Source organism: Streptomyces sp. NPDC005811 (assembly GCF_040630405.1).
In the GTDB taxonomy this organism is placed as follows: Bacteria; Actinomycetota; Actinomycetes; order Streptomycetales; family Streptomycetaceae; genus Streptomyces.
Genome location: NZ_JBEXXK010000012.1, coordinates 209786 through 222407 on the forward strand (window position 1 = coordinate 209786; position 12622 = coordinate 222407).

The window sequence follows — 12622 nt, forward strand, 5'->3', positions numbered from 1 at the left end:
CGTCAGGAGGCCGGACAGTCGTCGTCGGCGGCATCGGACCCGGAGTAGTAGGCCTCCTTGGTCTCCTGCTCCGATCCGGCCTCCTTGTACACCTTGAAGAGGGCCACGGTGTGCGCGCACGGCCTCAGGCGTCGCGCGGGGCTCAGGTCGATCGGCCCTCCCGCGCCCTTTCCCTTCGTCTTCAGCAGCTCCCCGTTGACGAACTCCGGCCGCCAGGAAGCCTTCTGCGCCGCGTCGTACAGGACGGTCATGGCGTCGTACGCGAGTGCCATCGTGCCGTCCTCGAACAGCGGATCGTCGTCCCGCGGCGTCGCCACGCCCAGGACGTCCGCGATGTGCGTGGGCAACTGCGAGGTGGGGAGGGTGTGTTCGGGAGCCGCGAGCGAGGCGTAGTAGAGCGTCACATCACCCGTGAGCCGTTCCTGGCCCGCCGTGGCCAGCGTCTTGGTCGAATCGTCGCCGGTCATGATCGTCAGCTTCTCGGGCGCGCACCGCGAACTCGACACCGCGTCGGCCAGTTCGGTCAGTTTCTCGGCCCGGCCCGTGAAGTACAGGGCGGTCAGCTTCGGCCGGCACAGCGCCTCGCCCACCTCGGCCAGGGTGCCGTACGTCATCCTCCGGGCGGTGAGCCTGCCGGTCGCGTCGAGGGCCTTCTCCGCGTCGACCGCCTGCTGGGTGCTGTACGTGTCGCCGGTGCCGTCCGGCGTCAGGATCAGGACCTCGCCGGGCTCCACGGCCACCCGTCCCGAGTCGACGGCCTTCCGGAAGGCGCGGGCCTCCTCCTGGTTCGTGGAGGCGAGACCGAAATAGTTCGCGTACCGCGCCGCGAGTTCGTCGTCGGAGTTCTGCGGGGCCAGGACGTTCAGCCCGGCGTCCCGAAGCCGCCGCACCGAGCCCTCCGTGTCCTCGTCGTCCCGGCTGAACCCCACCACCCCCAGCACCTCGTCCGGGTGGTCCCGGGTGTACCGGACGATGCGGGTGACCGCCTTGTCCTGCTGCCTCATCAGACGGCCGCCGTTGGCCACCTCGACGACGACCTTCGGGGCGTTCGCGCCCCCGGCGCCGTCCCTGGCGTTGACGGACTTCTGCCTGGCGTGGACCCCGGCGAGCTCCCGGAGGCCGTTCAGTGCGGTGACCGCGTTCTTCTCGCCGCCGGTGGTCAGTTCGCCCACGTAGAACACGACCACGTACCGCCCGGCCCTCGCGTCCTCGTTCTCCTCCGCGATGAGCCCCATCAGCTGCGCCAGACCGGTCCCGGCGGCCCCCTCGCCGTCGCCGTGCCGGTCGTACGCCCGGCCGTCCAGCCGTACCCCGCCGTCCGTACCGAACACCACCGTGCCGTCCGAGAGGCCCACGCACTCGCCGCCGACGACCTCGGTGGCCCGGTCGAAGGCGTGCAGCCGGCGGTCGTCGCAGTTCTCGGGCTGCGCGCCCACGAGCACCCCGGCGCCGGTCAGCGCGGCCGTCACGACCAGGGCGGCGAGCACCCGCGGAGCGCGGCGCACCCAGCGGGGCGGACCGATCGGCGACGCGTCGTGCGCCTGCGTGCCCGTCGAGCCGAGCAGGGAGGCGGGGAGGCGGATCGGCAGCACCCAGGGCAGGCTCGCGGCGACGCTCGGCGACTGGCCGACCCTCAGATGGTCGCGGACCCACGCCCAGTACAGGGCGGAGGGGTCCGGGTCGGCCTCCGCGTCGGTGAACGCCGGCGCCACCACCCTGCGGACGTGCAGTTCGGCCTCGTCCGCCCGGGTCAGGCCCGCGACGACGAGCAGGGGGTCGAGTTCGCTGCGCCGGCTGCGTACGTCACTGATGACACGGAGCAGGGTGATCCCGCCGTTCGCGTGGCAGGCCCGCGGGACGAACACCACCGGTGGGGTCACGTGCCGGCGGACCCGCAGCACCGGCCGGGGCCGGAAGTCGTGGCGGAGGTCGTCCAGCAGGGCCAGGGTGCGCAGTTCGAGGTAGAACTGGCGGGCCCGCTCCCGGTCGGGGCCGGGCCCGCCGCACGCCAGCCGGAAGGTCCGGGCCACCTCCTGCGCGCGGGCCGCCCGCGTGGCGCGGGACAGGCGGGGCCGCCAGACCGACCAGACCGGTGCGAAGTCGCTCTCGGCGGCCACGAACGTGGTGGTCGACAGCCAGCGTCCGGCCGGACCGTGCCAGGGCAGCAGGCCCTCGTGGTGGCGCGACCAGGCGCTGCCCAGGAACACCAGCAGCACCCCGGCCAGCAGGCCGACGACGAGTTCTCCGTGCACGGCCGCCACACCGCCGAGTGCCGCGACGACGACCGCGCCGACGAGGCTGGCCGGGCTCATGGCCGCCCGCAGCGCCTGCTGCGCCCAGCCGCCGCCGGGGTCACCCGTCGTGCCGGGCCGCCACCGCATGCGCTCCAGCCGGGGCAGGACACCGTCCTCGTCCTCGGCCTCCACGGCCTGCTCGACGGCCTCCAGCAGCCTGGACCGCGGGAAGACGTACGCCTCGGAGTGCGGCCGGTGGCGGCTCTCCCACGGCTTGCCCGCCAGATCCGTCAGGACGGCCAGCCCCCGCCGGAAGTCGTCCCCCTCCCGCTCCGCCTCGACCACCCGGCACCGCAGCCCGCGCCGCAGGTGCAGCTCCCGGAGGAACCCCACCCCCTTGCGGACGTGGTCGTCCGCGGGCGTCCCGGCGTCCTGGTCCGCGGCCGCGTACAGGGCGAGCAGGGGCATGGGCGTACGCAGCGGATGGAATCCGGTCACCAACTGCGTGCACAGCCTCACCACCCGGTCCGTGGCGCTGTTCGGCGCGTAGTCCGTCCTGCCCGCGCGCTGTCCCCACCCCGCCACCCGGCCTCCCGCGTCCGCTCGTGCTCCCGGCGTCGGCTCCGAACGTAGGACGCCGCGACGGTGGTCCGGACCGGACGGCGGAGGACTTCACCCGCACGAGTGCAGGGGCCCCGCGGCGCGACCCGCGCCGGTTCGTACGAGGTCAGCGGGGCGGGCGCAGCGGTCGTACGCCGTCGATCACTGTCGTACGCTGGCAGACGTGGCCGATCTCCTCCTCGTCCGGCACGGTGAGACCGAGTGGTCGCGGTCCGGGCGGCACACGGGCTGGACGGACGTTCCGCTGACCGAGCACGGGCGGGACGAGGCACGGCGGCTGACGGCGCTCGTCGGCTCGCTGCGGATCGGCGCCGCGTACGTCAGCCCGCTGGAACGGGCCCGGGAGACGGCCGAACTGGCCGGACTGTACGGCGCCACGGTCGACCCCGATCTGCGGGAGTGGGACTACGGCGGGTACGAGGGCGTCACGACCGCCGAGATCCAGCAGGCGCGGCCCGGCTGGTTCCTGTTCGACGACGGGGTGGCGCCGGGCCCGCCCGAGCATCCCGGGGAGACGCCCCGGGAGGTCGGCGAGCGGGCCGACCGGGTGCTCGCGCGGGTGCGGGCGGCCGATGCCGACGGGGCGGTGGCGCTGGTGGCGCACGGGCACTTCCTGCGGGTGCTGACCGCCCGCTACCTCGGCCTCGCCCCGTCGGCCGGTGCGCTGTTCCGGCTCGCCACCGGCACCCTGGGCCGGCTGGGCACGGAGCACGGGCGGCCGGTGATCGCCGCCTGGAATGTCAGACCCGGGCCGTAGCCTTCGAGTGGGCCCGTCGCGGGGCCCGACCCGACAGGGGGGAGCAGGCCGTGACCCGACCGCCGACCGCCGCGCAGCGGCGGGTGATCGACGCCGCCGAGCCCGTCACGGGCCGGCTCAGGGGTACGGAGGCCCAGCTCGCGGCGCTGGTACGGCGAGGACTCGCCTTCCGGCATCCGCGGCCGCCGCACGACCACTTCCTGACCCCGGCGGGCCACCGGATACGGGAGACGGAGCCCGGGACTGCGGAGAGCGGGGTGCCGCAGGCCGGGACTGCGCAGGCCGGGACGGTGGAAACCGTGACGGCGCAGGCCGGGGCGCCGGAGGCCTGGACGGCGGCAGAGGTCCGGCGGCAGGCGTCCGGCTCCGGGGTGTTCGCCGCGCAGGCCGGGACGGCGCCCGAGGTCCGGCGGCAGGAGACCGGCTCCGGGGTGTTCGCCGCGCGGGTCGGCGGCGAGGAGCACACCGGCGTGGACGGCCCGGCCCGGGCGCGGGAGGTGCACAGCGCCTGGCAGGGCCTGCTGGAGCTGCGCCGCATGACCCATCCGGACGGAGCGGTGGACCGCCCCTGCGGCTGGGAGCGCGCCCATCTGGTGCGGGCCGCCGCCCTCGCCCTGGAGGCCGGCGGGCACCGCCCCGCCGGGCCGGACACGGACGGCTACCGGGTCCGGGCGACGCCCCAGCCGGAGGCCGTCGCCGTGCGCGGACCGGACGACGCGACGCTGGGCGCCTGTGCGGCGACACTGGAGAAGGCGGGCTGGCAGGTCGGCGAGCACACCGATCCCCGGACCAGGGCGCGCTATCTGCTCGCTTCCCCCCGCCGGGTGTGAGGGACGTGCCAGGATCGGTGGCCGGCGCACCGGTCAGGCGTCGACGAGAAGGGGAAGCACGCAGTGAGCGAGCCGTTTTCCGTCCGGATCACCGTCCGCGGGTACGAGACGGACGTACAGGGCCACGTCAACCAGAGCGTGTACCTCAACTACGCGGAACACGCCCGCTGGTCCCTGCTGAAGGCGGCGGGCATCGGCCAGAGCGAGCTGACCGGCCACGGAGTGGGACCGATCGCCCTGGAGACGACCATCCGCTACCGGCGCGAACTCGTGGCGGGCGACGAGGTCGACGTCTCCTGCGCCTTCGAGTGGGGCGACGGCAAGACCTTCCGGATCCGGCAGACGATCACCCGGACGGACGGCACGGTGGCCGCCGAACTCACCGCGGTCGGCGGTCTGCTGGACCTCCGGGAGCGGCGCATGGTGGCGAACCCGCGGGAGTGGTTCAAGAAGCTGGCGAACGACCCGTCGCGCTTCGGGCTGTAGCGCGGGCCGGTGCCCGGCCGTGCCCCACTCACAGCGCCGTCCCACCTGTGTCCCACGGCATTCCCAAGATCCTGCGGCAGGCTCAACTGCCTTTGACAACGCCCTACTTGGGAGATGACGTTGCCCTTCCCGCACGCACGAGCCACCCGCCGCACCCTGCTCGCCGCCCTCGGTGCGGGGGCGCTCGCCACGCAGTGGCCCTCGGCCGAGGCCGCCACCGCGACCGGACTGGCCGATCCGGAGAAGAAGGACATCGCGATGCGGCTGGTGTCCAGCGCGGAGAACTCGTCCCTGGACTGGAAGGCGCAGTACAAGTACCTCGAGGACATCGGCGACGGCCGCGGCTACACCGGCGGGATCATCGGTTTCTGCTCCGGTACGAGCGACATGCTGGCCCTCGTCGAGCTGTACACCGAGCGGCACCCGGACAACGCGCTGGCCGGGTATCTGCCCGCGCTGCGCACGGTGAACGGCAGCGACTCGCACGAGGGGCTCGACCCGGGGTTCCCGGCCGCCTGGCGCACGGCGGCGAAGACGGCGGGGTTCCGCAAGGCCCAGCGCGACGAACGGGACCGCGTCTACTTCGATCCGGCGGTCGCGCGGGGCAAGAAGGACGGCGTGGGCACGCTCGGCCAGTTCGCCTACTACGACGCCCTGGTGATGCACGGACCGGGCTCCGACGCCCTCAGCTTCGGCGGCATCCGCAAGCGGGCGCGGGCCCACGCGGACACCCCGGCGGACGGCGGCGACGAGACGACGTATCTGCACGCCTTCCTGGACGCCCGGGTGTGGGCGATGAAACAGGAGCCGGCGCACAGTGACGTGAGCCGGGTGGAGACGGCCCAGCGGGTGTTCCTGAACCAGGGGAACCTCGATCTGGAGACGCCGCTCAAGTGGAAGGTGTACGGCGACAGTTACGAGATCGACTGAGGTGACCGGCCCGGGGCGCGCGGCAGGGCGCGCCCCGGGCGGTCGCTCCGGACACCGCACGGACGTCCGGAGCCACCGGCCGAGGGCCGTCCCCCTCGGCCGGGGTTCGAGGCGGTCCGGTCAGTCGCGCGCGGCGATCCGGGCGAGGCGCCGCGCCTCCTCGCGGGTCTCGCGGGCGATCGCGTCCTCGTCGACGGTGAGCAGCCGGCCGTTCTCCACGATCTGACGGCCGTTCACGAAGGAGGCGGTGACCGGCGCCGCGGCACCGAGGACCAGCGCCGCGACCGGGTCGGCGATGGAGGCGTGGGCGAGGGTGTCCAGCCGCCACAGCACCAGGTCGGCGAGCTTGCCCGGCTCCAGGGAGCCGATCTCGCCGGCCCGGCCCAGCACCCGGGCACCGCCGTGGGTGCCGAGCCGCAGGGCCTGACGGGCGCTCAGGGCGGCCTCGCGGTGGGCGCCGAGGCGGTTGACGAGCAGGGCGTTGCGCAGTTCGGTGTGGAGTTCGCCGGACTCGTTGGACGCCGTGCCGTCGACGCCGAGGCCGACCGGGACACCGGCGGCGAGCAGGTCGGGGACGCGGGCGATGCCGGCGGCCAGCCGGGCGTTGGACGACGGGCAGTGGGCGACCCCCGTCCCGGTCCGGGCGAAGGCGTCGATGTCGGAGTCGTTCATGTGGACGCAGTGCGCCATCCACACGTCCTCGCCGAGCCAGCCGGTGGACTCGAAGTAGTCGGTCGGGCCCATGCCGAACAGCTCGTGGCAGAACTTCTCCTCCTCGACCGTCTCCGAGCCGTGGGTGTGCAGCCGCACCCCGAGCCGGCGGGCCAGTTCGGCGCCCTGCCGCAGGAGTTCGGTGGAGACGGAGAAGGGCGAGCAGGGGGCGACGGCGACCTGGGTCATCGCGTCGAAGGAGGCGTCGTGGTGCTCGGCGACGGTCTCCTCGGTGGCGGCGAGCGCCCCGTCGAGGGTCTCCACGGCGAAGTCCGGGGGCAGCCCGCCGTCCTTCTCACTGCGGTCCATCGAGCCGCGGGCCAGGGTGAAGCGGACGCCCATGTCCCGGGCGGCGCCGATGATCGCGCCGGAGAGGTCGCCGGAGCCCCGGGGGAAGACGTAGTGGTGGTCCATCGCGGTGGTGACCCCGCCGCGGGCCATCATCGCCAGCGATCCCCGGGCCGCCGCCCGGACCATCGGTTCGTCGATGCGCGCCCAGGTCGGGTAGAGGGCGACCAGCCAGTCGAAGAGGTTGTGGTCGGTGGCCAGGCCCCGGGTGATCCACTGGTAGAAGTGGTGGTGGGTGTTGACCAGGCCGGGGGTGGCGAGATGGCCGGTGGCGTCGATCCGGCGTACGACGTTCTCCAGGCCCTCGGGGGCCGGGCCCGGACCGAGCGACTCGATACGGTTGCCGGCCAGGACGAGATGTCCGGCCGCGTACTCGGTGTCGTCGGCGTCGACGGTGGCGATCGAGCAGTTCTCGATGACGACGCGCTGGAGGGCTGCTGCCATGGTCCGTCCTTCAGAGGTGGGTGAGGTCCGCCGGGATCTTCGCCTCGTGGCCGTCCCTGAGGACGGTGGCCTCGATCAGGCCGTAGGGGCGGTCGGCGGCGAAGTAGACCTCGTTGTCGTTCTCCAGCCCGAACGGCGCCAGGTCCACCAGGAAGTGGTGCTTGTTCGGGAGGGAGAAGCGGACCTCGTCGATCTCGCCGCGGTGGTCGATGATCCGCGCGCCCATCGCGTAGAGGGTCTGCTGGAGCGAACGCGAGTACGTCTCGGCGAAGGACCGCAGCAGATGCCCCTTCACCTGAGCGTACGACTCCTCCCAGTCCGGCGCGTCCTCGGCGTCGTCGCTCCAGCCGAAGCGCCAGCGGGCCGAGACGTCGGTGGCGAGGACCCGGTCGTAGGCCTCGGGGAGGGTGGTGTACCTGTCCTTGACGTAGCCCCGGAACTCGGAGTCGGTCGAGTTCATCACGGTCAGGTCCTTGAGGCCGGAGACGACCTCCCAGGACGAGCCGTCGTGGGTGACCTGGGTGAGCCGGGTCTCCTGTCCCTTGCGGACGAAGGAGTGGGCGCCCCGCCCGGAGTGCTCGATGCGCTCCCAGGCGTACTCCTCGATGCGGATGCGGGCGCGGTGGATGGCGTCCTGGCCGGCCACGAAGTGCCGGGCGAGGTGGATGCCGAACTGCTCGGGGGAGTCGATGCCGTGTTCCTTGGCGAACGCGTACACCGTGTTCTTGGTGGTGTCGGTCGGCAGGACGTGGGCGTTGGAGCCCGAGTAGTGGACCTCGTCCATGTCGCCGGAGAGCGACACCGAGACGTTCAGGTCCCTGATGTGGTGGGTGGCGCCGTCCCGCGTGATCCTGACGACGCGGTTCTCGGCCTTGCCGTACTGGTTCGGTCCCAGAAACGTGGGCATGGGCAGCTAGCTCCCTCGGTATACGGAGTAGCCGAACGGGTTGAGCAGCAGCGGTACGTGGTAGTGCTCGCCCGGTGCGACGGCGAACGTGATCGCCACCTCCGGGAAGAACACCGCGCCCGGCTGTGCCTCGGCTCGCTGGTTCTCGAAGTACGGCGCGACCGCGAAGTCGAGCCGTACGTGGGTGGTTCCCTCCGGCAGGGCCGGGAGGTCCTTGCACCGGCCGTCCGCGTCGGTGGCGGAGCCGCCGAGCGCGCGCCACGGGGCGTCGTGCCCGCCGCGTGCCGACAGCTCGACGGCGACGTCCCGGGCGGGGCGGCCGACGGAGGTGTCCAGGATGTGGGTGGACACGGAGGCGGTGGGGGCGGTGGGGGCGGTGCTCATGGTCGGGGTCGGTCCTCTTCGACAGGGGTTTCGCCGGGAGTTCCGCCGGGGGTTTCGGCGGGGGTGACGAGCCGGGCCAGCCGGATGAGGTTGATCCTGCCGAGTTCGGTGCGGACGATCTCGCGTTCCCGCTCCGGCGTGTTGCCGAGGCGCTCCCGGGCGGCGTCGCGCATCTCGGCGCCGGTGCGGCCGGTGGCGCAGATCAGGAACACCTGCCCGAACTTCTCCTGGTAGGCCAGGTTGAGCGCGAGCATCTCGGCCTTGAGGTCCGCCGGGGCCCCGGCCATGCCCCGCTGCTCGCGGGCCGAGACCGGATCCCCCGGTGCCGGGCGCCCGATCGGCGGATGCCCGGCCATCGCCTCCGCCAGGTCGGCCTCGGTCAGCTCCGCCATGGCGGCGTCGCTCGCGGCGTACAGGGCGTCGACGTCGGCGTAGGGGCGGCCGGCGATCAGGCGCCGCCCCCAGGCGGCGGACGCGCACGCCTCGTGGAGGGCGGCGGCCGCCGCGTGCTCCTCCAGGTCGTTGAACCGGGCCAGACCCGGGGGCGTCGAAGTCGAAGTCACGGGGTCAGCTAACGCCTCCCCACGAACCCGCGTCAACACTTTGTTGAAAATTCCGGGTTACGGGAGCACTGGCCGCGGGAGCCACGGTTACGGGAGCCCCGGCTTCGGGAGCCCGCCCTTCTCCCGGTTCAGGTAGTTGTAGACCGTGAAGCGGCTCACCCCGAGGGCGCTCGCCACGGTCTCCACTCCGTGCCGCACGGAGAAGGCGCCGCGCGCCTCCAGCATCCGTACGACCTCCTGCTTGGCCTTGCGGTCCAGATCGGCGAGGGGCTTGCCCTTCCTGCGCTCCAGGGCGGCCAGGATGTGGTCGAGGGAGTCGGCGAGCTGGGGCAGCCGCACGGCGACGACGTCGGCGCCCTCCCAGGCGAGGACCACGTCGTCGGGGCCGGCCTCGTCGGGCGGGAGCATCTCGCCGCCCATCGCGTCGACCAGCGGCTTCACGGCCGCGATGAAGGGCTCGTCGCCGGTGCCGGTCACGCGCCCTCCCCCGCGGCGGCCGGGTCGACGACATTGACCTGGAGGGTGATCCGGGTGGCGCCCGCGTCGAGCGAGCGGCGCAGCAGGGCGTCGACGGCGGCGATCACGGCCTCGGTGCCGCCCTCCGCGGTGTTGCCGAACGGCCCGACGTCGACGGCGTCCAGATCGGCGGCCTCGATCACCTCACGGGCGACCAGCGCGTGCGCGGGCGCCTCGTCGAGGTCGAAGGGTTCGGTGGTGAACTCCACTTTCAGTCGCATCGCGCCCCCACACCTTCCGACCGGCCTCACCAGGACCCCGACCTTAACGGACCGGGGCGGCGCACGCCCTTGACAAGCCACAACCCGCCCGCCAGTCTTCCAGTAAGCAGAAAAACACTTCCGCAATACGGAAAATGAAACGTACGGATGAGTCAGAAGGGAGCGCGGCATCCCATGGGATTCGAAGACCGGCGCTTCGACGTCAACCTGTCGATCCTCTTCACGGAACTCCCGCTCCTGGAGCGCCCCGCGGCCGCCGCCGCGGCGGGCTTCACCGCGGTCGAGCTGTGGTGGCCCTGGGTGGACTCCCCCACCCCCGCCCGGCCGGAACTCGACGCCCTCCAGCACGCGATCGAGGACGCGGGCGTCCAGCTGACCGGCCTGAACCTCTACGCCGGACAGCTCCCGGGCCCGGACCGCGGCGCCCTCTCCCTGCCCGGTGAGGAGTCGGAGCGCTTCCGCGCGAACATCGAGGTGGCCGCGGGCTTCGCCGGCTCCCTGGGCTGTACGGCGCTCAACGCGCTCTACGGCAACCGCGTCGCCGGCGTGGACCCGGCCGAGCAGGACGCGCTCGCCCTGGAGAACCTCGCGCTCGCCGCCCGGGCCGCCGACGGGATCGGCGCGATGCTGCTCGTCGAGGCCCTGAACCGGCCCGAGTCGCCGCACTATCCGCTGGTGAGCGCAGAGGCCGCGGTCGAGGTCGCGGACCGGGTGAACGAGGCGACGGGCCTCGGCAACGCGATGTTCCTGATGGACCTGTACCACCTGGCGATGAACGGCGAGGACCTGCCCCGGGTGATCGAGACCCACGCGGCGCGGACCGGCCATGTCCAGATCGCCGACACCCCCGGCCGCGGCGCGCCCGGCACCGGAGCGCTGCCGCTGGCGGACCTCCTCGACCGGCTGGCGAAGGCCGGCTACGACGGCTGGACCGGCCTGGAGTACAAGCCGGGCGACCGTCCGAGCGCCGAGGCCTTCGACTGGCTGCCCCGCGAGGCCCGCGGGGCCCGCGCCGCCCGCTGATCCCCCGTACGAGAGGCATCCTCCATGACCACCGCATCCCTGCCCAAGGTCGCCTGGATAGGTCTCGGCATCATGGGCTCCCCCATGTCCGAGAACCTGCTCAAGGCGGGTTACGACGTCACCGGGTTCACGCTGGAGCAGGACAAGCTGGACCGGCTGGCCGCCGCCGGGGGCACGGCCGCCGCCTCGGTCGCCGAGGCCGTGCGGGACGCCGAGGTGATCGTCACGATGGTGCCGGCCTCCCCGCAGGTCGAGGCCGTCGCGTACGGCCCGGACGGCATCCTGGCGCACGCCCGCCCCGGCGCCCTGCTCATCGACATGTCCTCGATCACCCCGCAGACCTCCGTCGCGCTGGCGGCCGCGGCGCGGGAGAAGGGGATCCGGGTCCTGGACGCGCCCGTGTCCGGCGGTGAGGCCGGGGCGGTCGAGGCCGTGCTGTCCATCATGGTCGGCGGCGAGCAGGCCGACTTCGACGCCGCGCTGCCGCTCTTCGAGGTGCTCGGCAGGACCGTGGTGCGGTGCGGGCCGCACGGCTGCGGGCAGACCGTGAAGGCCGCCAACCAGCTGATCGTGGCCGTGAACCTCCAGGCGTGCGCCGAGGCCGTGGTGTTCCTGGAGAAGTCGGGCGTGGAGCTGGAGGCCGCGCTGGACGTGCTGAACGGCGGTCTCGCCGGCTCGACGGTCCTGACCCGCAAGAAGGACAACTTCCTGCGGCGCGACTTCCGGCCGGGTTTCCGGATCGACCTGCACCACAAGGACATGGGCATCGTGACCGACGCGGCCCGTGCCGTCGGCGCGGCCCTGCCGGCCGGGGCCGTGGTGGCCCAGCTCGTGGCGTCGCTGCGGGCCCAGGGCGACGGCGGCCTCGACCACTCGGCGCTGCTGCGGGCCGTGGAACGCCTCTCCGGCGCCCGGGTCTGACGCCCCTCCCCCGAGAACTCCGGGCGGTGCCGTCGCCGACATCTGTCAGGTCGCGCCCGGGCGACGGCACCACCCGGACCCCACGGCCCGGACCCCACTGGCCGGGCCCCGCCGATCACCACCGCGCCGGCCCGACTCGGCCGCCCGGACTCGCCCGCCCCGACTCCCCCGCCCGGCCCCCGCCGCGCGGGCCTTCCGCGTGCGGATCCGCCCCGGCGGCAGGACGCTGAAGGCATGGCACATCCAACGGAGCATCCGCATGTCGTGGTGCATCCGCCGGCCCTCGACGGTTCCCGGCGGGTGACCGAGGGCGACGAGACGCTGGGGATCGCCACGCACGCGGACGACGTCAGCGAGATCCTGCGCCTGGCCGATCTGTATGTGACCGATCTCGAGGAGAGCGACTTCATCGAGTGGCAGGGCGGTGGGCCCGACGACTGGCCGGGACTGTCGGAGCACCACGGACAGCAACCGGCGTAGGGCGGGTACGCCAACCTCAAATCAACCTCTGAACCTGGCGCCGCAGGCTTCAACCGGGCCCGGGTGCGGGCACATTGTGGTCACACGGGGCCCGCCGGCACGGGGGTGGCGGGCTTCCCGTGACGGGGGACGGTGTGGGGGGACGGCCACCTGGTGGCCGGCCGCCCCCACCCCGCCGGACTGCCGGGGGGTGTTAGTTGGGGGGGGGGGTGACCGGGGGGGGGGGGCGACGGAGAAAAAATCGGG

14 protein-coding genes are annotated in these 12622 nt (G+C 73.3%); 7 read left to right on the plus strand and 7 right to left on the minus strand.

Annotated elements, in window-relative coordinates; genetic code table 11:
* Positions 1–2 precede the first annotated feature (2 nt).
* Positions 3–2819 carry a hypothetical protein gene (locus tag ABZ490_RS15645; protein ID WP_358989522.1) on the minus strand — a complete coding sequence of 939 codons (2817 nt, stop codon included), beginning with the start codon at positions 2817–2819 and terminating at the stop codon, positions 3–5.
* 199 nt (positions 2820–3018) lie between these two features.
* Here ABZ490_RS15645 and ABZ490_RS15650 point away from each other — a divergent pair, with 199 nt between their 5' ends.
* The 4 genes from ABZ490_RS15650 (at position 3019) to ABZ490_RS15665 (ending at position 5858) form a co-directional block, all read left to right on the plus strand.
* Positions 3019–3612 carry a histidine phosphatase family protein gene (locus tag ABZ490_RS15650; protein WP_358989524.1) on the plus strand — a complete coding sequence of 198 codons (594 nt, stop codon included), beginning with the start codon at positions 3019–3021 and terminating at the stop codon, positions 3610–3612.
* A gap of 50 nt (positions 3613–3662) precedes the next feature.
* Complete coding sequence (locus tag ABZ490_RS15655; RefSeq protein WP_358989526.1) at positions 3663–4442, plus strand: hypothetical protein; 780 nt, start codon at positions 3663–3665, stop codon at positions 4440–4442.
* A gap of 63 nt (positions 4443–4505) precedes the next feature.
* The gene (locus ABZ490_RS15660; RefSeq protein WP_358989528.1) at positions 4506–4928 is read left to right on the plus strand and encodes an acyl-CoA thioesterase; all 423 of its coding nucleotides are present in this window, start codon (positions 4506–4508) and stop codon (positions 4926–4928) included.
* Between the two features lie 114 nt (positions 4929–5042).
* A complete protein-coding gene (locus ABZ490_RS15665) occupies positions 5043–5858 on the plus strand; it encodes a chitosanase (RefSeq protein WP_358989530.1) in 816 nt (271 codons plus the stop codon).
* A gap of 120 nt (positions 5859–5978) precedes the next feature.
* Here the strand turns inward: ABZ490_RS15665 and ABZ490_RS15670 are convergent, their stop codons facing one another.
* From ABZ490_RS15670 to ABZ490_RS15695, 6 genes are all read right to left on the minus strand, one after another.
* A complete protein-coding gene (locus ABZ490_RS15670) occupies positions 5979–7361 on the minus strand; it encodes an 8-oxoguanine deaminase (RefSeq protein ID WP_358989532.1) in 1383 nt (460 codons plus the stop codon).
* Positions 7362–7371: 10 nt separating this feature from the next.
* Positions 7372–8268, minus strand: coding sequence for a factor-independent urate hydroxylase (gene pucL, locus ABZ490_RS15675; RefSeq protein ID WP_358989534.1), 897 nt, complete (start codon positions 8266–8268; stop codon positions 7372–7374).
* Positions 8269–8274: 6 nt separating this feature from the next.
* Positions 8275–8652, minus strand: a complete 378-nt coding sequence (gene uraH / locus ABZ490_RS15680) for a hydroxyisourate hydrolase (RefSeq protein WP_358989536.1) — start codon at positions 8650–8652, stop codon at positions 8275–8277.
* Complete coding sequence (gene uraD / locus ABZ490_RS15685; protein WP_358989538.1) at positions 8649–9215, minus strand: 2-oxo-4-hydroxy-4-carboxy-5-ureidoimidazoline decarboxylase; 567 nt, start codon at positions 9213–9215, stop codon at positions 8649–8651. Before uraD ends, uraH begins: the two co-directional genes overlap by 4 nt.
* Before the next feature lie 87 nt (positions 9216–9302).
* Positions 9303–9692, minus strand: a complete 390-nt coding sequence (locus ABZ490_RS15690) for a helix-turn-helix domain-containing protein (protein ID WP_358989540.1) — start codon at positions 9690–9692, stop codon at positions 9303–9305.
* Positions 9689–9952, minus strand: coding sequence for a hypothetical protein (locus ABZ490_RS15695; protein WP_358989542.1), 264 nt, complete (start codon positions 9950–9952; stop codon positions 9689–9691). The genes ABZ490_RS15690 and ABZ490_RS15695 overlap by 4 nt, the downstream gene beginning before the upstream one ends.
* Positions 9953–10126: 174 nt before the next feature.
* Here ABZ490_RS15695 and ABZ490_RS15700 point away from each other — a divergent pair, with 174 nt between their 5' ends.
* From ABZ490_RS15700 to ABZ490_RS15710, 3 genes are all read left to right on the plus strand, one after another.
* Positions 10127–10975, plus strand: a complete 849-nt coding sequence (locus tag ABZ490_RS15700) for a TIM barrel protein (protein WP_358989544.1) — start codon at positions 10127–10129, stop codon at positions 10973–10975.
* Between the two features lie 24 nt (positions 10976–10999).
* Positions 11000–11896: a 2-hydroxy-3-oxopropionate reductase gene (locus ABZ490_RS15705; RefSeq protein WP_358989546.1), complete on the plus strand. Its 897-nt coding sequence runs from the start codon at positions 11000–11002 to the stop codon at positions 11894–11896.
* Between the two features lie 234 nt (positions 11897–12130).
* The gene (locus tag ABZ490_RS15710) at positions 12131–12376 is read left to right on the plus strand and encodes a hypothetical protein (protein WP_358989548.1); all 246 of its coding nucleotides are present in this window, start codon (positions 12131–12133) and stop codon (positions 12374–12376) included.
* Positions 12377–12622: the final 246 nt, after the last annotated feature.

Bases quoted from the DNA above. Each gene is read 5' to 3' on its own strand.
- ABZ490_RS15665 (WP_358989530.1), top strand. From the start codon at position 5,043: ATGACGTTGCCCTTCCCGCACGCACGAGCCACCCGCCGCACCCTGCTC.
- ABZ490_RS15670 (WP_358989532.1), bottom strand. From the start codon at position 7,361: ATGGCAGCAGCCCTCCAGCGCGTCGTCATCGAGAACTGCTCGATCGCC.
- pucL (WP_358989534.1), bottom strand. From the start codon at position 8,268: ATGCCCACGTTTCTGGGACCGAACCAGTACGGCAAGGCCGAGAACCGC.
- uraH (WP_358989536.1), bottom strand. From the start codon at position 8,652: ATGAGCACCGCCCCCACCGCCCCCACCGCCTCCGTGTCCACCCACATC.
- ABZ490_RS15695 (WP_358989542.1), bottom strand. From the start codon at position 9,952: ATGCGACTGAAAGTGGAGTTCACCACCGAACCCTTCGACCTCGACGAG.
- ABZ490_RS15700 (WP_358989544.1), top strand. From the start codon at position 10,127: ATGGGATTCGAAGACCGGCGCTTCGACGTCAACCTGTCGATCCTCTTC.
- ABZ490_RS15705 (WP_358989546.1), top strand. From the start codon at position 11,000: ATGACCACCGCATCCCTGCCCAAGGTCGCCTGGATAGGTCTCGGCATC.
- ABZ490_RS15710 (WP_358989548.1), top strand. From the start codon at position 12,131: ATGGCACATCCAACGGAGCATCCGCATGTCGTGGTGCATCCGCCGGCC.